Source organism: Klebsiella sp. GFKo11 (assembly GCF_056490265.1).
This window is the reverse complement of the sequence record NZ_CM151369.1, coordinates 5,121,155-5,140,480: the sequence shown is the minus strand read 5'-3', so window position 1 is coordinate 5,140,480 and position 19,326 is coordinate 5,121,155. Positions and strand designations below refer to the sequence as shown.

15 protein-coding genes are annotated in these 19,326 nt (G+C 51.4%); 6 read left to right on the top strand and 9 right to left on the bottom strand.

The annotated features are described in order from the left end of the window. Window positions 1-61 precede the first annotated feature (61 nt). Window positions 62-406: an iron-sulfur cluster insertion protein ErpA gene (erpA, locus tag AC07P6_RS24775; protein WP_110272482.1), complete on the top strand. Its 345-nt coding sequence runs from the start codon at window positions 62-64 to the stop codon at window positions 404-406. Window positions 407-493: 87 nt separating this feature from the next. On the opposite strand, the gene AC07P6_RS24770 is transcribed toward erpA, so the two are convergent. The 3 genes from AC07P6_RS24770 to mtnN are packed head-to-tail and all read right to left on the bottom strand — an operon-like array spanning window position 494 to window position 2,635. Further along, complete coding sequence (locus tag AC07P6_RS24770) at window positions 494-1,117, bottom strand: TRIC cation channel family protein (protein WP_110272481.1); 624 nt, start codon at window positions 1,115-1,117, stop codon at window positions 494-496. Between the two features lie 26 nt (window positions 1,118-1,143). After that, entirely contained in the window at window positions 1,144-1,944 is an 801-nt protein-coding gene (btuF, locus tag AC07P6_RS24765; protein WP_478314914.1) for a vitamin B12 ABC transporter substrate-binding protein BtuF, read from the bottom strand. Then, a complete protein-coding gene (gene mtnN / locus AC07P6_RS24760) occupies window positions 1,937-2,635 on the bottom strand; it encodes a 5'-methylthioadenosine/S-adenosylhomocysteine nucleosidase (RefSeq protein ID WP_478314913.1) in 699 nt (232 codons plus the stop codon). Before mtnN ends, btuF begins: the two co-directional genes overlap by 8 nt. 84 nt (window positions 2,636-2,719) lie before the next feature. On the opposite strand from mtnN, the gene dgt reads away from it, so the two are divergent. The 3 genes from dgt to cdaR all read left to right on the top strand — a co-directional run bounded on the left by dgt (window position 2,720) and on the right by cdaR (window position 7,156). After that, complete coding sequence (gene dgt / locus AC07P6_RS24755; RefSeq protein ID WP_478314912.1) at window positions 2,720-4,234, top strand: dGTPase; 1,515 nt, start codon at window positions 2,720-2,722, stop codon at window positions 4,232-4,234. Between the two features lie 134 nt (window positions 4,235-4,368). Continuing rightward, window positions 4,369-5,808: a serine endoprotease DegP gene (degP, locus tag AC07P6_RS24750; protein ID WP_182236443.1), complete on the top strand. Its 1,440-nt coding sequence runs from the start codon at window positions 4,369-4,371 to the stop codon at window positions 5,806-5,808. A gap of 190 nt (window positions 5,809-5,998) precedes the next feature. Next, complete coding sequence (gene cdaR / locus AC07P6_RS24745; protein ID WP_110272476.1) at window positions 5,999-7,156, top strand: DNA-binding transcriptional regulator CdaR; 1,158 nt, start codon at window positions 5,999-6,001, stop codon at window positions 7,154-7,156. A 32-nt stretch (window positions 7,157-7,188) separates the two neighbouring features. Here the strand turns inward: cdaR and AC07P6_RS24740 are convergent, their stop codons facing one another. The 6 genes from AC07P6_RS24740 to AC07P6_RS24715 form a co-directional block, all read right to left on the bottom strand. Continuing rightward, window positions 7,189-10,173, bottom strand: a complete 2,985-nt coding sequence (locus AC07P6_RS24740) for a putative mucin/carbohydrate-binding domain-containing protein (protein WP_478314911.1) — start codon at window positions 10,171-10,173, stop codon at window positions 7,189-7,191. A gap of 182 nt (window positions 10,174-10,355) precedes the next feature. Next, window positions 10,356-10,745, bottom strand: coding sequence for a DUF3461 family protein (locus tag AC07P6_RS24735; protein WP_110272475.1), 390 nt, complete (start codon window positions 10,743-10,745; stop codon window positions 10,356-10,358). 107 nt (window positions 10,746-10,852) lie between these two features. Then, window positions 10,853-11,677 carry a 2,3,4,5-tetrahydropyridine-2,6-dicarboxylate N-succinyltransferase gene (gene dapD / locus AC07P6_RS24730; protein WP_110272474.1) on the bottom strand — a complete coding sequence of 275 codons (825 nt, stop codon included), beginning with the start codon at window positions 11,675-11,677 and terminating at the stop codon, window positions 10,853-10,855. A gap of 156 nt (window positions 11,678-11,833) precedes the next feature. Next, a complete protein-coding gene (gene glnD / locus AC07P6_RS24725; RefSeq protein WP_478314910.1) occupies window positions 11,834-14,497 on the bottom strand; it encodes a bifunctional uridylyltransferase/uridylyl-removing protein GlnD in 2,664 nt (887 codons plus the stop codon). Between the two features lie 62 nt (window positions 14,498-14,559). Then, a complete protein-coding gene (gene map, locus AC07P6_RS24720) occupies window positions 14,560-15,354 on the bottom strand; it encodes a type I methionyl aminopeptidase (protein WP_110272472.1) in 795 nt (264 codons plus the stop codon). Window positions 15,355-15,486: 132 nt separating this feature from the next. Then, the gene (locus AC07P6_RS24715) at window positions 15,487-17,214 is read right to left on the bottom strand and encodes a hypothetical protein (RefSeq protein WP_478314909.1); all 1,728 of its coding nucleotides are present in this window, start codon (window positions 17,212-17,214) and stop codon (window positions 15,487-15,489) included. A 349-nt stretch (window positions 17,215-17,563) separates the two neighbouring features. On the opposite strand from AC07P6_RS24715, the gene rpsB reads away from it, so the two are divergent. Together rpsB and tsf are read left to right on the top strand one after the other, a co-directional pair. After that, window positions 17,564-18,289: a 30S ribosomal protein S2 gene (gene rpsB, locus AC07P6_RS24710; protein WP_110272470.1), complete on the top strand. Its 726-nt coding sequence runs from the start codon at window positions 17,564-17,566 to the stop codon at window positions 18,287-18,289. Between the two features lie 120 nt (window positions 18,290-18,409). Continuing rightward, complete coding sequence (tsf, locus tag AC07P6_RS24705; protein WP_110272469.1) at window positions 18,410-19,261, top strand: translation elongation factor Ts; 852 nt, start codon at window positions 18,410-18,412, stop codon at window positions 19,259-19,261. The last annotated feature ends 65 nt before the right edge of the window (window positions 19,262-19,326 follow it).

Sequence of the window (19,326 nt, the reverse complement as noted above, 5' to 3'; positions counted from 1 at the left end):
ATAATGGCTCAAAAGGTCGGGTTATTCTTTAACCGGTCAGAAGTAGCAATGGGAGCATAAAATGAGTGATGACGTAGCGTTGCCGCTGGAGTTTACCGAAGCCGCAGCGATTAAAGTAAAAGACCTGATCGCGGATGAAGATAATCCGAACCTGAAACTGCGCGTGTATATCACCGGCGGTGGCTGCAGCGGTTTCCAGTACGGCTTTACCTTTGACGATCAGGTAAACGATGGGGATATGACTATCGAGAAGCAGGGCGTAGGCCTGGTGGTTGACCCAATGAGCCTGCAGTATCTGGTCGGCGGGGCTGTCGATTATACTGAAGGTCTGGAAGGTTCACGCTTTATCGTGACCAACCCGAATGCGAAAAGCACCTGCGGTTGCGGCTCTTCATTCAGCGTCTAAAGTGAGTGCGGCACCTCAGCCCTTTCCCGCAGGGAGAGGGAGCAAGCAACTAAAAACGGTAACCTTAAAGTTACCGTTTTGCTTTTATTAACGCCCATTCTCATCTAGCGCAAACGTCGGTAGCTTCAGGTGCCAGCGGATTGCCGCCAGGCGAATTACCAGCGTGACCACCATTCCTAGCATTGCCGCGTTTTCTAACGGAACGTGGAAAGTGTAGTACGCCGTTGCGTGAACGATACCGCCTGCGATACAGGCTGTGGCGTAGATTTCCGTGCGCAGGATCATCGGGATTTCGCGCGCCAGCACATCGCGGATAATCCCCCCGCCAACGCCGGTGACAACGCCCATACAGACGGCGACCAGCGGCCCGCTATGGGCAAGAAACGCTTTATTGACGCCGATACCAACAAATACCGCCAGCCCAACGGCATCCAGTACCGGCAGCACCCATTTAGGCAGCCGCCGCGGCTGGCGCACCAGCAGAATGGTGAGCATACTGGTGACCATTGCCACCACCAGATCGGTCGGGTCTTTCACCCAAAATACCGGGCCGTTGGCGAGAGCCATATCACGAATGGTTCCGCCGCCTACCGCGGTCACCACGCCTAATACCAGTACGCCAAAAGGGTCCATGCGCAGCTTTCCTGCCAGCAAGACGCCGGAGATGGCAAACACCGCGGTGCCAATAATATCCAGCCAATAGACAAGCATCGTGAGTTCCCTGGGTTATCAGGTAATTATTTTACCTGCTCGAGCGCAGTACAGAGTTGTTTTGCGGCGAGGATAATACGTGGGCTCGCGCGTTCAAACCAGTCACCATGTAGGACAATAAACGAAATTTTTAGCTGATTCTGCCAGTAGCGCTCAACGGCGGGAAGCTTGCTGGCATCACCGGTAATGACAACGGCCTGCGGCTGCCTTGCCAGCACCTGCTCACGGCTGACCTGCGGCCAGGGAACCCGACTGGCGGCAAAGATATTTTCCCCTCCGCATAGCGTCAAAACCTGATCCTGAATCGACCCTTTGCTGCTGGTAAAGAGCGGGTTAGCGCCAAACTGTAAAAAGACGCGCTTTTTTGGCGCGCTGGCATAGCGGGCTTTCAGCGTCTGATAATCATCCTGCATCTTTTGGGCCGCCTGCCGTGCCTTTTCCGGTTGTGGGCTCCATTGCGCCAGCTGGCGAAGCGTGGTGATGATATCTTCGATAGTCGTCGTTTCGACCCAGATAACTTTAATACCGAGCGAATTTAGCTGGTTAACTTGCCGCTCGGCATTACCGCCGCGCCAGGCCAGTACCAGGTCGGGTTTAAGTGCGACGATCCGTTCCAGATTCATCCCTTGCCAACTGGAGACCTGCTCTATCTTTGCGGCTTCTGGCGGGTAATCAGAATAGCTACTGACGCCAATCGGCGTAATACCGGCGGCAAACGCCAGTTCGGTATTGGCGGGGGAGAGCGTAATCACCCGCGGCGCAGCGAATAGCCACGCCGGGACGAGCAGTAGCAGGGCGGCAAGAGCCGTTTGAAGTGACTTAGCCACGAGCCAGGCGCTGCACCAGGTTTTCCACCATCAGGGTGGACTGCTTTGCGGCAACGGCGAGGAATTCGTCGAAGCTCAGATGGGACTGCTGGTCGGCAACATCGGAAATGGCGCGAACGACAACAAACGGCACGCCGTAGCTGTGGCAGACGTGAGCGATGGCTGTTGCTTCCATCTCGACCGCCACGGCCTGCGGGAAGTTCTGACGGATTTTCGCCAGGCCGACGGAACCGTTGATAAAGGCGTCGCCGCTGACAATCAGACCGCGTACTGCGTTAAGATCCAGCGCTTTGATGCAGGTTTCCGCGGCGGCAATCAGTTTTTCATCAGCTTTAAAACCGGCAGGGCAGCCTGGCAGCTGGCCATATTCATAGCCGAATGCGGTGACGTCAGCATCGTGGTAGCGCGCTTCGTCAGAAACAACGATATCGCCAACCTTCAGGGTAGATGCCAGCCCGCCCGCCGAACCGGTGTTAATAATCACATCCGGCTTGCAGCGCTCCATCAGCAGGGTTGCGCCCATGGCGGCGGCCACTTTACCAATACCCGACTTCAACAGAGCGACGTCGGTACCTTGAAGTTGTCCGGTATAGATTTCGCTACCGCCGATAGTGATGGTCTGGCGGTTGTCGATTTTGTCGCGCAGAAGGGTAACTTCTTCTTCCATAGCGCCAATAATGCCGATTTTCATAGATTTACTCGCGATGTGTGGGTTTTAGCGGCATAGTCTATCATGCGCTTAGAAGGAAACGTTATTGCTCGCACGGGGAAGGCCATGGCAAAGATCGATTTTCGCAACAAGATTAACTGGCGTCGCCGCTATCGTTCACCGCAAGGGGTTGAGACGGAACATGAAATCCTGCGCATTTTCGAAAGTGATCGCGGGCGTATTGTTAACTCGCCCGCGATCCGCCGATTGCAGCAAAAAACTCAGGTATTCCCACTAGAGCGTAACGCGGCGGTGCGTACACGTCTGACCCACTCTCTTGAAGTTCAGCAGGTTGGCCGCTATATCGCTAAAGAAGTGCTAAGCCGTCTGAAAGAACAGAAGCTGCTGGAGAGCTATGGGCTGGATGAGCTAACCGGTCCATTTGAAAGTATCGTCGAGATGGCCTGCTTGATGCATGACATCGGCAATCCGCCGTTTGGTCATTTTGGCGAAGCGGCAATCAACGACTGGTTTAGCCAGCGGCTGTTTCCCGGCGATGCCGCCAGCCAGCCCCTAACCGAAGACCGTTGCGTGGTTGAAGCGCTGCGTTTGCAGGAGGGGGATAGCCAATTAAATGAGCTACGCCGCAAGGTTCGCCAGGATTTGTGCTGGTTTGAAGGAAATGCGCAGGGAATTCGTTTAGTGCATACCCTGATGCGGATGAATCTGACCTGGGCGCAGGTGGGCTGTATACTTAAATATACCCGTCCGGCGTGGTGGCGAGGGGATCCGCCTGCCAGCCACAGTTATTTAATGAAGAAACCTGGTTATTATTTAGCCGAAGAGGGCTATGTTGCGAGGTTGCGTAAAGAACTGGATCTGGCTCCTTACAATCGGTTCCCATTAACGTGGATTATGGAAGCCGCAGATGACATCTCGTATTGCGTTGCTGACCTTGAGGATGCGGTAGAAAAACGTATTTTCAGCGTGGAGCAGCTATATCAGCATCTTTACGAGGCCTGGGGGGAGCACGAAAAAGGCTCTTTATTTAACATGGTTGTTGAAAATGCCTGGGATAAATCTCGTGCGAATTCTCTTAGTCGAAGTACCGAAGATCAGTTCTTTATGTATTTACGGGTCAATACGCTGAATAAGCTGGTACCGTATGCGGCGCGTCGCTTTATTGATAATTTGCCAAGGATCTTTACCGGTGATTTTAATCACGCGCTGCTTGAAGACGAAAGTGATTGCAGCCAGTTGCTTGAGCTTTATAAAAATCTTGCTGTAAAACATGTGTTTAGCCATCCGGATGTTGAGCAGCTGGAATTGCAAGGTTATCGTGTTATTAGCGGCCTGTTGGATATCTACCAGCCGTTGTTAAAATTATCGCTGGATGAGTTTAGTCTGTTGGTGGAAAAAGAACGGGTACGAAGTTTACCGATCGCTTCACGCTTGTTCCAGAAACTTTCGACTCGCCATCGTCTGGCCTACGTAGAAGCCGTAAATAAGATCCCGCGCGATAGCGCTGAATTTCCGCTATGGGAATATTATTATCGCTGTCGTCTCATTCAGGACTATATCAGCGGAATGACGGACTTGTATGCATGGGATGAATATCGGCGATTGATGGCCGTAGAATAAGCATGAGTTTTGTAAAGACGAACAATAAATTTTTACTTTTACCAAAACTTCATTCCGGAACTTCGCGCTATAAAATGACTCTGATAGTCACGTAAACAGCAACTATTCGTTATCTGAAATCGAGATTGAAACATATGAAAAAAACCACGTTAGCAATGAGTGCTCTGGCTCTTAGTTTAGGTCTGGCGTTGTCCCCTCTCTCTGCGAGCGCGGCGGAAACAGCTTCTTCGGCTACTAATGCACAGCAGATGCCGAGTCTGGCTCCTATGCTGGAAAAAGTGATGCCGTCTGTCGTGAGCATCAACGTTGAGGGGAGCACCACCGTTAATACCCCGCGGATGCCGCGTAACTTCCAGCAGTTCTTTGGTGATAATTCACCGTTCTGCCAGGACGGTTCACCGTTCCAAAGCTCTCCGTTCTGTCAGGGCGGCGGGCAGGGTGGCGCTCCGGGTAGCGATGGCGGCCAGCAGCAGAAATTTATGGCCCTCGGTTCTGGGGTGATCATTGATGCCGCTAAAGGTTATGTCGTCACCAACAACCACGTCGTGGATAACGCGACGACGATCAAAGTTCAACTGAGCGATGGCCGTAAGTTTGAGGCAAAAGTGGTCGGTAAAGATCCGCGTTCTGATATCGCGCTGATTCAAATTCAGGATCCGAAAAACCTGAGCGCAATCAAGCTGGCGGACTCTGATACCCTGCGCGTCGGTGATTACACCGTGGCGATCGGTAACCCATTTGGCCTCGGTGAAACCGTGACCTCCGGGATTGTTTCCGCGTTGGGCCGCAGCGGCCTGAACGTTGAAAATTACGAGAACTTTATTCAGACCGATGCGGCGATTAACCGCGGTAACTCCGGCGGCGCGCTGGTTAACCTGAACGGCGAGCTGATCGGTATCAACACCGCGATCCTGGCACCGGACGGCGGTAATATCGGTATCGGCTTTGCGATCCCGAGCAACATGGTGAAAAACTTGACCGATCAGATGGTGAAGTTTGGCCAGGTTAAGCGCGGTGAGCTGGGTATCATGGGAACCGAGCTGAACTCCGAACTGGCGAAAGCGATGAAAGTCGACGCTCAGCGCGGGGCTTTCGTCAGCCAGGTTATGCCGGGTTCTGCGGCGGGTAAAGCAGGTATCAAAGCCGGTGACGTGATCACCACGCTGAACGGTAAGCCAATCAGCAGCTTTGCCGCACTGCGTGCACAGGTCGGCACCATGCCTATCGGCAGCAAAATTGAACTTGGCCTGCTGCGTGACGGTAAACCAGTAACGGTAACCGTAGAGCTGCAGCAAAGTAATCAGACTCAGGTTGACTCAAGCACCATCTTCAACGGTATTGAAGGTGCGGAAATGAGCAACAAGGGTCAGGATAAAGGCGTCACGGTGAGCAACGTGAAGGCGGGGACTCCGGCTGCGCAGATTGGCCTGAAGAAAGGCGACATTATCGTTGGCGCTAACCAGCAGCCGGTGAAAAATATTGCTGACCTGCGCAAAATCTTCGATGCTAAACCTTCGGTTCTGGCGCTGAACATTCAGCGTGGTGATACCTCTATCTACCTGCTGATGCAGTAATCGCTAGCGAATCGTAAAGCCCCTTGTCTCCTTGTGAGGCAAGGGGCTTTTTTTGCTCTGCGGGTCATTCTATCTGGCGTTCTGTGACCCCTTCCACAACTCCATACTTCTCACCCCTGCTTTGTGCGAATGCACAATGCAGCGTTTTGCCAACTCTTCTATGCTGGTAACCTGCTCACGGGAGGGTTACATGGCTGGCTGGCATCTTGATACCAAAATGGCGCAGGATATCGTGGCGCGCACGATGCGCATCATTGATACCAATATCAACGTAATGGATGCTCGCGGGCGCATTATCGGCAGCGGAGATCGCGAGCGAATTGGTGAATTGCACGAAGGTGCGCTGTTGGTCCTTTCACAAGGGCGCGTTGTCGATATCGATGATGCCGTGGCGCGACATCTGCACGGCGTGCGCCAGGGCATCAACTTGCCGCTGCGTCTGGAGGGGGAAATCGTCGGCGTTATCGGTCTGACCGGCGAGCCGGAATCGCTGCGCAAATACGGTGAGCTGGTCTGTATGACGGCTGAAATGATGCTGGAGCAGTCGCGGCTGATGCACCTTCTGGCCCAGGATAGCCGTCTGCGTGAAGAGCTGGTGATGAACCTGATTCAGGCGGAGGAGAACACCCCAGCGCTGACCGAATGGGCGCAGCGGTTGGGAATCGATCTGAATCAGCCGCGTGTTGTCGCAATGATTGAAGTAGATAGTGGCCAACTGGGCGTAGACAGCGCGATGGCGGAGCTACAGCAGCTACAAACCGCGCTGACGACGCCGGACCGTAATAATCTGGTGGCCATTGTCTCGCTGACTGAAATGGTGGTGCTGAAGCCCGCGTTGAATGCTTTTGGCCGCTGGGATGCGGAAGATCACTGTAAACGGGTCGAGCAGTTGATCAGCAGGATGAAAGAGAATGGTCAGCTGCGTTTTCGTGTGGCGCTGGGTAACTTCTTTACCGGACCCGGTAGCATCGCACGTTCTTACCGTACCGCCCGAACCACAATGATGGTCGGTAAACAGCGAATGCCGGAGAGTCGGAGCTATTTTTATCAGGACCTGATGCTGCCGGTGCTGCTGGATAGCCTGCGCGGCGGCTGGCAGGCCAACGAGCTGGCGCGTCCGCTGGTTCGTTTGAAAGCGATGGATAATAACGGCCTGCTGCGGCGTACCCTACAAGCGTGGTTCCGCCACAACGTGCAACCGCTGGCGACCTCGAAGGCACTGTTTATTCACCGTAATACGCTGGAATATCGTCTGAATCGTATTTCTGAACTGACTGGGCTGGACCTGGGAAGTTTTGACGACCGTTTGTTGCTGTATATTGCTTTACAGCTGGACGAGCAACGTTAAAAAACTCCCGCCACGGGCGGGAGCGATTGATGTTACAGGCGTTGCAACCCGAGGGCCGTGACTTGCCAGGTCACGGTATTAGGTTGTTGCCAGGTTTTGTTATTTAACGGATTGATGATAGCCGAGCGAAGTCCTGCTTCAGCATGGAATACCTCGATGGTGTAGCCTTCATCCAGTATTGCCGTATCAATATAATCGCCAAGCTGCGCCGAGCCTTTAATTGACTGACGATAAACGACGCTACCGCGTGTGTTGTAGACGTTGACCGTTGTATACGTCGTAGTGAAGTCTTTATGTGGTACAACGGAATTGGCGGTAAAAGTAAGCTGTCTGCTGCCGATATCCATATCCATGCTGGCAAAACAGATATCATTGTCGCCAAGCAGCTGCCATGTGAATTGATCGCCGTACAATACGGTCACATCTCGCGTTTCTTCCTCTGTATCTGCAGCCTCCTCTTCATCAACCGGTGCTAGCGAATAGACTTCCAGCCCATCGCTCACCACGCGCCAGCGGTTGTGTTTCTTCAGCGTCACGGCGCGCTGGGTGGTGTCATTGTTTGCGCTGCATCTAAACGGCTCATCATGGAAAACATCAATAATCATATTTTCCTCTAAGACGAGCGCCTCACTTTTTGCCAGATTGTCTGTACCGCCTGTGTAGTTACGGTTAAAGGCTATGGTACCGTTCGGTTCTGTCACCGTGATATTGGCGTAGGTATTAGCGGTGTAGTACGCATGCGGCGTGCCGGAACGTGTCGCGATGGTCATCATGTGCTGTTTGTTATCAATGGCTATCTGGCAAAACGTCTTATTACCTTGTCCTTTCAGATCCAATGTGATGCATTTTCCCGTCAACTCGTTAGGTTCGCCGTTATCCTGAGGGAGCACATCGGCATACTCTTTGAGCTGCGCGCTATAGGTAGGTTCCTCGAAATGGGACAGCGTCAGCCAGAGATCGTTTTTAGCCGTGGAGTTCTCTTGTGCCAGCAGTGAAGGCTGGTTACGTATTTTCTGGGCTTGCTGGTGGAATGTCGCCAGTAAATCTTCTTCCGGATTATTGTTAAGGATAAAGTTGTAGAGCCCATTATCATCGATACGTAGCAACTGGTATTTCTCACGCGCGACCAGTGCCAGATAAGTCGGAGAGGCTTTCAGGCGTCCAGGCTCAGCATGATAAATATATAAATGATATTCCGTGTTGAATGGAACGATGACTTTACCCGTGGTGCAGCTGGTCCCATTCATTTTTCGCTCAAAGACTTTTTCGCCGTTGGCGGAGAGCACTGCGATGCTGGCGTAAAGCGTATTCGGGAAGTAGCTATGCGGAGTGGCGTCAGTAATATCCAGAATCAGTTGCTTATTTTCGTAATCAACGTCAAGGGTTGCAAACTGGTCGTCACCAAGACCTAAAAAGCGCAGCGTCACATTACGGCTGCTTGTGTCGTTTCGTTGGCTATAGACTACGCTAACGGCATTAACACCTTCCCGGATAGTAATGTGGCTGATATTTGGCAGATATTTTTGCGAACGGCCCTGTGGCAAATCGACCTGATAAACGCCAACAGGAATGCTGTTTAGTGTCAAAGTATCATCATTGATCGGCACGGAATATTGGGTTCCGCAGTTATCTTTGATGATTATCGTGCGGCCATAAATCTGTTGCGCATCATCGATATCGAACGTCAGAACCAGCGTTCCCGTTTTGTTTAATATCGTCAGTTGGCTGTTATCGACCAGCCATACGGAGGAATCCAGCCCTAATTGTTGGCGCGCGTTTTCCCATTCGCTTTGTGGCAATAAATCGTAAAGTGGCCACAGCGGTTTTGTTGCCAGTGACGCGACCTTTTCTTGGGTTGTGGTTTTCAGTTTCAAGCCGCACAGGTTGATAAAGGCAGTGACGTCATAGCCTGAAGCGGTGGCGATGGCTGTCGCCAGCATATCGGCAAGACGATGTTCTGTCGGCTGAAAGTTGTCTCCGTTGGCCAGTTGACGATAATTTTGGTTAAAGGCAACAAAGGCTTTAGTGCCAGCTTTTAGCAACATAAGCATCAGGAATTGCAAGCGCGGACGTAGCCCCCAACTGGTGACGGGGTCCTGATTGGTAATATGGGTGATTAACTGCTGTTCCTGTGCGGCCAGTTTGCCGTAGTTATATAGCCAACCGCCGGTATAAAGACGGTTATCCTGGCCAAGCATGAGCTGCTGGTAGTAAGAGGCGTAAATATTGTTCCATACCTCGCCAGTGGGAAGGTCGGTATCTTGCATAAAGGAGCCTTGATACCCATGACCAATCTCATGAAGAATAACCCACTGTGTTGAGACGCTGTCGATCCAGCCTTCACCAATCGTTGGGGAGGTTTGCGCACACCACCCAGAGGAATAGTAGGCCGCGCCAACACCATGTTTATCCGCATGGATAAAGTAGCGGTTGGCAATATCCTGATTCAGCGGCGAGTCTGGATTGTCACTTAATCCAGCCCATTCGTTATAGCACTTGAAGAGCTGGGTGTAGTAGCTGTGCAGTGTTGACAGGCCGGCGTTGAGCGCATTATCACGATCGGCGTAGGGCAGCAGCATGTTAATAACGTCTAAATCCACCAGCGCGAACGCCGAGCTGTTTTTCTCCCAGGAGAGGAAAAATTCATCTTCGGATTGCCCCATTTTCCAGCACGGCAGCAGTTTTGTCGTGGCGGGTTGCTGGTAAGTGACGATGAACTCGCCAGGTTGCTCTGTAAATAGCGTATCAATAAAGGGGACGGTATCGACAGTTGTACTCACCGTTTGCCAACTGGTGCTCAACGTGATGGTTTTCTCTCCTTCTGAATCGTTGCATAGCAGGCGCAACCTTGCTTTGCCCTTGCTGACGTCCGGCTGACGAATCTGTAATTGCACGTTGGCAGGCAGAATAAAGCCTAGCGCCTGACGATCGTGTTCTCGCCCTTTTTGAAAACCTGCATTATCCAGCCAGGGGGCAGATTGCAGCGTATAACATGTTTGTTCAATTTCCTGTGTCATCGTATGACCTCCTTTTAGGTGGGAAATGAACATACATGAAATATTTAATTAATTAATTCATATGGATAGCAAGGTGATGTGAAATGATGCTTGAGAAGAAAAATTGAGATTTGATGATGAGCAAATATAGGAGAAGAGACTGAAAGGTGGAAAACAGGGCCAGTATTTGGCCCATAGCAGACTTATTTATTGCGCGTCAGTTTTTCCAGATCGGATTCAATTTCGCTGATCTTATTGGTAACTACGCTTTCCAGATGACGCAGATCGTCGAGGATCTTACGCTTAAGATCGATTTCAGTGCGATCGCGCTGGCAGATCTGATCCAGCTCATCAATGATATAGCGGAGGTTTGGACTGATCTCCTGGACTTCTTTATATCCCTGACCAATGCCGTCTGCGACAACGGTTTTACGCTGACGCGGGTACTTAAACTTGACGCTTTTGGCGAAGAACTCGCCTTTGTCCTTCTGAAAATAGATTTTCAGAATGTCGTTGTTGGCTTCCTGCCGCAGGCTATAGCGATCGATTTCATCAGGATTGGTAATACCAAGACTTTTCAGATTATCGTACATAACGGTACCTTTGATATCATCGTAATCTTTGAATAATTAACGAAAAAATCTATCTTCGCCAGCTTAATATATAAAAAAAGCGGGATGCCTCCCGCTTTTTATACTGCTTAGTCGATGGTACGCAGAAGTTCGTTGATTCCGACCTTGCCGCGCGTTTTGGCGTCGACCTTCTTCACGATAACGGCGCAATACAGGCTGTACTTGCCATCTTTCGACGGCAGGTTGCCGGATACGACTACGGAGCCAGCCGGTACGCGGCCATAGAACACTTCGCCGGTTTCGCGATCGTAGATTTTGGTGCTCTGGCCCAGGTACACGCCCATGGAGATCACGGAACCTTCTTCGACGATCACGCCTTCGACGACTTCAGAACGCGCGCCGATAAAGCAGTTATCTTCGATGATGGTCGGGTTCGCCTGCAGCGGCTCCAGTACGCCACCGATGCCGACGCCGCCGGACAGGTGAACGTTTTTACCGATCTGCGCGCAGGAGCCGACGGTCGCCCAGGTATCAACCATGGAGCCTTCATCAACGTATGCGCCGATGTTCACGTAAGACGGCATCAGAACCGTGTTGCGAGCGATAAACGCCCCCTGACGGACGGCTGCCGGTGGAACCACGCGGAAACCTTCTTTCTGGAAACGCGCTTCATCATAATCCGCGAATTTCATCGGAACTTTATCGAAGTAGCGGCTTTCCGCACCATCGATAACCTGGTTATCGTTAATACGGAAAGAGAGCAGAACCGCTTTCTTCAGCCACTGATGGGTTACCCACTGGCCGTCGATTTTTTCAGCGACGCGCAGTGCGCCGGAATCAAGCAGAGAAATCACCTGATTAACCGCTTCGCGGGTTACGGTATCCACATTTGCCGGCGTGATGTCGGCGCGACGCTCAAAGGCGGACTCAATAATATTCTGTAATTGCTGCATCGTTTCTCTTTCCATTTATACACTTCATCCTTCAAGCTGCCTCTGCGTTGGCTGCGCTTGTTCGCCCCAGTCACTTACTATCGTAAGCTCCTGAGACTCTCTCCCTGGCCGCCTTGATGCAGCTCGAATGACTTTGTGTATGTACATTTAAATTCGCTACCCTTTATCGTTTGGATTGAGGGCCTCTGTCAACCGTTGTTGCACTTCTTGTTGCAGCTCATTATTAAGGGCACGCCGGTCTGCCGTGGCGATTATAAATAAATCTTCTACTCGCTCACCAATTGTCGTAATTCGCGCTCCGTGGAGCGAAATTCCGAGGTCGGCAAACACCTGGCCGACGCGCGCTAACAGACCAGGCTGATCGAGGGCGATCAGCTCAAGGAATGATTTTCGATCGGTATGCGTTGGCAGGAAGTTAACCTCCGTCGGGACGGAAAAATGCCGTAATTTTGCCGCCTGACGACGCGGGGCTGGTGGCTGCCAGCTACGTTGGGTAATGGTCTGTTCCAGGCCCAGGCGAATCATCTCGTGCCTGTCGGCGGAAAGCGGACTGCCGTCCGGTTCAAGAACAATGAAGGTATCCATTGCCATACCGTCGCGTGTTGTAAAGATCTGCGCATCGTGGACGCTAAGGTTACGGCGGTCCAGTTCACCGCAAACGGCAGCGAACAGGTACGGTCTGTCCGGGCTCCAGATAAAAATTTCGGTGCCACCACGCGTTGCCTGAGAACTCAGTAAAATCATCGGTTTGCTGAGATCGTGCTGGAGTAAGTTGCGCGCATGCCAGGCGAGCTGATTCGGCGTATGGCGTACGAAATAGTTGGCGCGGCAGCGGTTCCAGATCAGGTGCAGAGCTTGTTCATTAATATTTTCCATCCGCAGCAGCGCCAGCGCCTGAAGCTGGTGATGGCGTACTCGTTCGCGCATGTCTGGAGTGTTTTGCATTCCCCGGCGCAGCTGTTTTTCGGTGGCGAAATAGAGTTCGCGCAGCAGGCTTTGTTTCCAGCTGTTCCACAGGTTTTCGTTAGTGGCGCAGATATCGGCGACGGTCAGACAGACCAGATAGTGCAGACGGTTCTCCGTTTGTACCTCTTCGGCGAACTGCTTGATCACTTCCGGGTCCTGAATATCGCGACGCTGAGCGGTAACCGACATCAGTAAATGATGACGCACCAGCCAGGCGACAAGCTGCGTTTCACGTGAATTGAGACCATGAAGTTCGGCAAATTTGAGTACGTCCTGGGCGCCGAGGATCGAATGGTCGCCGCCACGCCCTTTGGCGATGTCGTGGAACAGGGCGGCAATAAGGATCAGTTCTGGATGCGTCAGGCGTGGCCACAGCTCAACGCATAGCGGGTGGCGGCTGCGGGTCTCTTCTTTGGCGAAACTCTCGAGCTTCAGCATGACGCGAATGGTGTGTTCATCGACGGTATAGGCGTGAAACAGGTCGAATTGCATCTGACCGACAATATGTGACCATTGCGGCATATACGCCCACAGCACGCTATGGCGGTGCATTGGCAGCAGACCGCGGCTTACCGCGCCCTGATGGCGCAACATGCTGAGGAACAGGGTTCGCGCCTCCGGGATGTAGCAAAGCGGCTGCGTCAGATGGCGACGGGCGTGGCGCAGATGGCGAAGCGTGGTGGAGTAAATACCGGTGATGCTGCTGTTACGCACCATCATATAGAACATGCGCAGAATGGCCTGCGGCTCGCGGATAAACAGCGTGTCGTCGCGCAGGTCGATAAGCGTGCCGCGCAATTGAAAATCATCATCAATCGGTCGTGGCTTCTCGTCCTCTGTGAGAGCGAGAATCGCTTCTTCGAACAGTTGGATCAGCATATGGTTCAGCTCGCTCACCCGGCGCGTGACGCGGAAGAAATCCTTCATCATGTGCTCGATGGGCTGGTTGCCTTCGCCTTCATAGCGCAGGCGACGGGCGACGCTGAACTGTCTGTCGAAAAGCAGGCGGTTATCGTAGCGGTTTAGCTCAAGATGCAGGGCAAAGCGAATCCGCCAGAGCTGGTGCAGGCATTCGTTAAGCTCGTTACGCTCGGCCTCGGTGAGGAAGCCGAAGCCGACCATTTCATCAAGAGAAGTGGCGCCAAAATGACGGCGTGCGATCCACTGAAGAGTGTGAATATCGCGCAGTCCGCCGGGACTACTTTTGACATCCGGCTCCAGGTTATAGCTGGTGCCGTGATAGCGTTGATGGCGAATGTTCTGCTCTTCGACTTTTGCGGCGAAGAACTTTTCTGATGGCCAGAAGCCGTCGCTAAATATGTGTTTTTGTAATTCAAGGAATAGCGCGACATCGCCGATGAGCAGGCGCGATTCGATCAGGTTGGTGGCGACGCTGAGATCTGACAACCCCTCCAGCAGGCACTCTTCGAGGGTGCGCACGCTGTGGCCGACTTCCAGTTTGATATCCCACAGTAGCGTCAGCAGTTCACCGACTTTTTGCGCCTGTTCATCGGGCAGCTTTTTGCGGCTTAGAATTAGCAGGTCAATGTCGGAGAGCGGATGGAGCTCGCCACGACCATAGCCGCCTACCGCGACCAGGGCGGTATCGTTGACCGAGCCGAAGCCGTATTCGACCCATAGTCGCTGGAGCAACTGGTCGATAAATTCGGTACGTGCTTCTATTAATCGTTCGGCGGCGATGCCGTTATCAAAAGCCTCGCCCAGCCAGCGCTGGAATGTATCGATATGCGCCTTAATGGCGGCACAGTTGAAATCGCTTTGCGACCAGTCGTCTGGATTATCCGGCTGACCGGACAGAGCAGGGGAGACAGTGTCAGGTAAAGAGTTGCTCATCGCGCCACCATAAGAAAAAACTATCGCCCGTCATAAAAAAGCCGGCTGGCGCCGGCTTTTCATCATTCGTCGTGCGAGATTATCGCCGGGATGGTGTCATCCTTGCGTAACGTCAGAATTTCGCAGCCGTTGTCTGTCACCACAATAGTATGCTCGTACTGTGCAGACAAGCTCCGGTCTTTGGTTTTTACCGTCCAGCCGTCTTTCATGCTGCGGATCTCTTTTTTGCCCGCGTTGACCATCGGCTCAATAGTGAAGGTCATGCCCGGTTTGAGAACCACGTTGGTTTCCGCTGAATCATAGTGCAGAACCTGCGGCTCTTCATGGAAACCGCGACCGATGCCGTGACCGCAATATTCGCGGACAACGGAGAAACCTTCCGCTTCAACGAATTTCTGAATTGCAGCACCGATGGTGCGCAGGTTGATACCTGGCTTGACCATTTTGAGCGCCAGATACAGGCTTTCCTGGGTGATGCGGCACAGGCGCTCGCCGAGAATTGTTGGTTTACCAACGATAAACATCTTCGAGGTGTCGCCGTGGAAATCATCTTTAATCACAGTGACATCAATATTGACGATATCGCCATCTTTCAGCAATTTTTCGTCATCCGGGATCCCGTGGCATACCACTTCATTAATAGAGATGCAGACGGATTTCGGGAAACCGTGATAGCCCAGGCAGGCGGAAACGGCTTTTTGCTCGTTAACGATATAATCGTTGCAGATGCGATCCAGCTCGCCGGTGCTGACGCCCGGTTTTACGTAAGGTTCAATCATTTCCAGCACTTCGGCGGCCAGGCGACCGGCGACGCGCATTTTTTCGATGTCTTCAGATGTCTTGATAGAAATAGCCATGGATAGTGTCCAGCAGTGTCGATTTTTTCGACAATAATAGGTAAGTCACATCAATGTTAACAGCGCAGCGACGTCAGTGCCAGATGTTGAACATTCTGGTAACGCCGACGTCTGCATTGTTCATCAGGTTGATTAGGGTTTTTTAACGGCCTTACCGTGGCGGTCAAAGCTAAAATGTTGGTCGGTTCTGCTGTATACACCTTCCCCTTCAGATTTAGAAAAGGTGGCAACAATATAGGGTGGTTGCCATTTGAACGAATAAACGCCATTTTTAGGCATAGGAATGAGCAAATTACCGTCATTATCGATAAAACCATCGCCAACCTCAAACCCGATATCGGCAATAGCTTCAGGGAAAGGTTTATATTTAAAGAGGTTTTTCTGTTCGCTGGCGGGTATTTTTGGCAGCTTACTGAAATCGAGATGCTTAAATACCTGAGCCAGAAATAGCTGGCTCTCCAGCGATGTTGCATCCCGGCCCGGAAACTCCAGCGTCAGATTATCGGCCAGTTGGTAGTACCAGGAATAATCAGCATTATCTCCGTTCATCGCAAAAATAAAAACGTTTTCCAGGCGCTTACCGTTGGCGTGTTTCTGTTGGTTTTTCGCCATCACCTCGTCAAGACTGGCATGATGAACGTTGATATCAACATAAACATAATTGGAAAAATTACTGTTGTATTTTACTGACATTCGCGGTGAAAGAGGCTTAATAAAACGCTGTGGTTTTTCCAATAGCGGCATTAATGTCTTTTCGAGACTGCGCTGGGTTTCAGCAATATCGAATAGCTGGTTCATGCTGGTTTGATAACGCGATTCTAGCTCTTTTTCCGGCAGAGACAGGTCGGCTAGCGACAGTACATCCTTACCGCGATATTGTGGATCCATTGTGCGCAGAATAGCCCAGGCTCGCGCAACGGTTGTAAGCTCGCCGTCTACGGCACTGGCTCGGGCGACAAGCCAGGTTCCGGTGGCATCGTCATACTGAAAATAAACGGCTTCCGGATTGTTGTCTTCGTTGTAGTAGATAGCGCCGTTGTCGGTGCGGGAAATAATGCCTTTCTGGCTGGCAAGCCATCTGTCCAGATAGGCTGGGTCTTTTGCCGTTTGAACCACAAAAATCTCGCCGTCAATGATTTCTGCCGACCCATGATGTGGTGTGTTTTTTCCACGCTCTTTAAAACTGTAAACCCGGGTACCTTCATCTTCTATATTGATATAAAGCCCTTTATTTCCCATACGGCGGAAATAGACGCCGGTATCCCATAAATCAAGGGAGCTATAGATTGGCAAAGGGAGTTTTATCGCCAGATTTGGGGTGATGGAAAAAATGACGCCGGGAAAATCATCTTTATGCGGAAGGGCGGCCAGCTGTTCGCGCTCCTGAGCGAGGCGGCCCTGCCATTTTTGTTGCCGCTCAGCGAAACGTGTTTTGATTTTCTGCAGTGCCGGGGTGTTGTCATCGGCCTGCTGGAGCTTCAACGTAATAACACAGTCAAAAAAGCCGCAGGCGAGGTTTGGTGCGCTAATCAGGCGTAACGTCTTACCGTTGTTTTCCGCTTTGAGGGAGTAGGTTACCCCCTCGATTTCTAGTTGTTGGTTTTTGATCTCATAGCGTGAAGTTGTATTCCAGCGATTAGCTGTCAGCGCCTCTGGCGTCAGGTTAAACCAAACCTGTTCTTTACTTTTCTCAAAGGCTGAAGTGATACGCTGTTGTGTTTCTGCGCTGATGTGTTGGGTGTTAACACTGAAATCAACGTGAGTTTCGTCTGTGAGGTAAGTCTGCGCTGTAGCATAAGTGGAAGAGATACAGTTCACTGTTAATAATATTAATGTATTGATAAATATATTTTTATTCACTAACTAAATCCTTTATGAATCTTTTTACTCCATGTGCCGCGATTGTAGATGAACCCTCCTGTTGGTGAATTGATCCTGATAAAGCTCTGCTATGCTTCTTTTGAGCCTAAATCGGACCACCTGAAGCGTCCTTTGGTTGAACAACTGTTGGTTTCCAGCCCCGTTTTGTGGTATAAAGCGCGCCGGACTTCTGTTCCATTCTCAGATACACAAGATGGACTGAAGCGATAAATCTCACTTTGTGTAACAACACACACGTATCGGCACATATTCCGGGGTGCCCCTTGGGGTCGGTAATATGGGATACGTGGAGGCTTAACCCCAACTTTCTAATATAGAGGTTTTAAACATGGCAACTGTTTCCATGCGCGACATGCTCAAGGCTGGTGTTCACTTTGGTCACCAGACTCGTTACTGGAACCCGAAAATGAAGCCTTTCATCTTCGGCGCACGTAACAAAGTTCACATCATCAACCTTGAGAAAACTGTACCGATGTTCAACGAAGCTCTGGCTGAACTGAACAAGATCTCTTCTCGTAAAGGCAAAATCCTTTTCGTTGGTACTAAACGCGCTGCAAGCGAAGCGGTGAAAGAAGCTGCTAACAGCTGCGACCAGTTCTTCGTGAACCATCGCTGGCTGGGCGGTATGCTGACTAACTGGAAAACCGTTCGTCAGTCTATCAAACGTCTGAAAGATCTGGAAATTCAGTCTCAGGACGGTACTTTCGACAAGCTGACCAAGAAAGAAGCGCTGATGCGTACTCGTGAGCTGGGCAAGCTGGAAAACAGCCTGGGCGGTATCAAAGACATGGGCGGCCTGCCGGACGCACTGTTCGTTATCGACGCTGACCACGAACACATCGCTATCAAAGAAGCAAACAACCTGGGTATTCCGGTATTTGCTATCGTTGATACTAACTCCGATCCGGACGGTGTTGACTTCGTTATCCCGGGTAACGACGACGCAATCCGCGCAGTTACTCTGTACCTGGGTGCTGTAGCGACTACCGTGCGTGAAGGTCGTTCGCAGGATCTGGCTTCTCAAGCGGAAGAAAGCTTCGTAGAAGCTGAATAATAAGGTTATCCCCTTATTTAGTACCGTGTATAAATAGGGGCCTCTTAGCGGCCCCTTTTTCACTTTTAAATTCGTTTGGTTCCTGGAACCGGGCGAGTCAAATCTCCCGAGGATTAAAGAATGGCTGAAATTACCGCATCCCTGGTAAAAGAGCTGCGCGAGCGTACTGGCGCAGGCATGATGGATTGCAAAAAAGCGCTGACCGAAGCTAACGGTGACATCGAGCTGGCAATCGAAAACATGCGTAAATCCGGTGCTATTAAAGCAGCGAAAAAAGCAGGCAACGTTGCTGCTGATGGCGTGATCATCACTAAAATTGACGGCACCTACGGCATCATTCTGGAAGTTAACTGCCAGACTGACTTCGTAGCTAAAGATGGTGGTTTCCAGGCATTCGCTAACAAAGTACTGGACGCTGCTGTTGCAGGCAAAATCACTGATGTTGAAGTACTGAAGGCACAGTTCGAAGAAGAACGCGTTGCGCTGGTAGCTAAAATTGGTGAGAACATCAACATTCGTCGCGTTTCTTCCCTGGAAGGCGAAGTTCTGGGTTCTTACCAGCACGGTGCGCGTATCGGTGTTCTGGTTGCGGCTAAAGGCGCTGACGCTGAGCTGGTTAAACAGCTGGCTATGCATATCGCTGCAAGCAAGCCTGAATTCGTTAAGCCGGAAGATGTTTCTGCTGACGTAGTAGAAAAAGAGTACCAGGTTCAGCTGGACATCGCCATGCAGTCTGGCAAGCCGAAAGAAATCGCAGAGAAAATGGTTGAAGGCCGCATGAAGAAATTCACCGGCGAAGTTTCTCTGACTGGTCAGCCTTTCGTTATGGATCCGAGCAAATCTGTTGCTCAGCTGCTGAAAGAGCACAACGCTGACGTGACTGGCTTCATCCGCTTTGAAGTGGGTGAAGGCATCGAGAAAGTTGAGACTGACTTTGCAGCAGAAGTTGCTGCGATGTCCAAGCAGTCTTAATTTTCAAAAAAGGAGCCGCCTGAGGGCGGCTTCTTTTTGTGCCTAACTTGTAAATTCAGCCAACC

Excerpts from the sequence above, each read along its gene's own strand:
- mtnN (WP_478314913.1), bottom strand. The coding sequence starts at position 2,635 with ATGAAAATCGGCATTATTGGCGCTATGGAAGAAGAAGTTACCCTTCTG.
- AC07P6_RS24770 (WP_110272481.1), bottom strand. The coding sequence starts at position 1,117 with ATGCTTGTCTATTGGCTGGATATTATTGGCACCGCGGTGTTTGCCATC.
- map (WP_110272472.1), bottom strand. The coding sequence starts at position 15,354 with ATGGCTATTTCTATCAAGACATCTGAAGACATCGAAAAAATGCGCGTC.
- rpsB (WP_110272470.1), top strand. The coding sequence starts at position 17,564 with ATGGCAACTGTTTCCATGCGCGACATGCTCAAGGCTGGTGTTCACTTT.
- dapD (WP_110272474.1), bottom strand. The coding sequence starts at position 11,677 with ATGCAGCAATTACAGAATATTATTGAGTCCGCCTTTGAGCGTCGCGCC.
- degP (WP_182236443.1), top strand. The coding sequence starts at position 4,369 with ATGAAAAAAACCACGTTAGCAATGAGTGCTCTGGCTCTTAGTTTAGGT.
- cdaR (WP_110272476.1), top strand. The coding sequence starts at position 5,999 with ATGGCTGGCTGGCATCTTGATACCAAAATGGCGCAGGATATCGTGGCG.
- AC07P6_RS24740 (WP_478314911.1), bottom strand. The coding sequence starts at position 10,173 with ATGACACAGGAAATTGAACAAACATGTTATACGCTGCAATCTGCCCCC.
- glnD (WP_478314910.1), bottom strand. The coding sequence starts at position 14,497 with ATGAGCAACTCTTTACCTGACACTGTCTCCCCTGCTCTGTCCGGTCAG.
- AC07P6_RS24735 (WP_110272475.1), bottom strand. The coding sequence starts at position 10,745 with ATGTACGATAATCTGAAAAGTCTTGGTATTACCAATCCTGATGAAATC.
- erpA (WP_110272482.1), top strand. The coding sequence starts at position 62 with ATGAGTGATGACGTAGCGTTGCCGCTGGAGTTTACCGAAGCCGCAGCG.
- tsf (WP_110272469.1), top strand. The coding sequence starts at position 18,410 with ATGGCTGAAATTACCGCATCCCTGGTAAAAGAGCTGCGCGAGCGTACT.
- dgt (WP_478314912.1), top strand. The coding sequence starts at position 2,720 with ATGGCAAAGATCGATTTTCGCAACAAGATTAACTGGCGTCGCCGCTAT.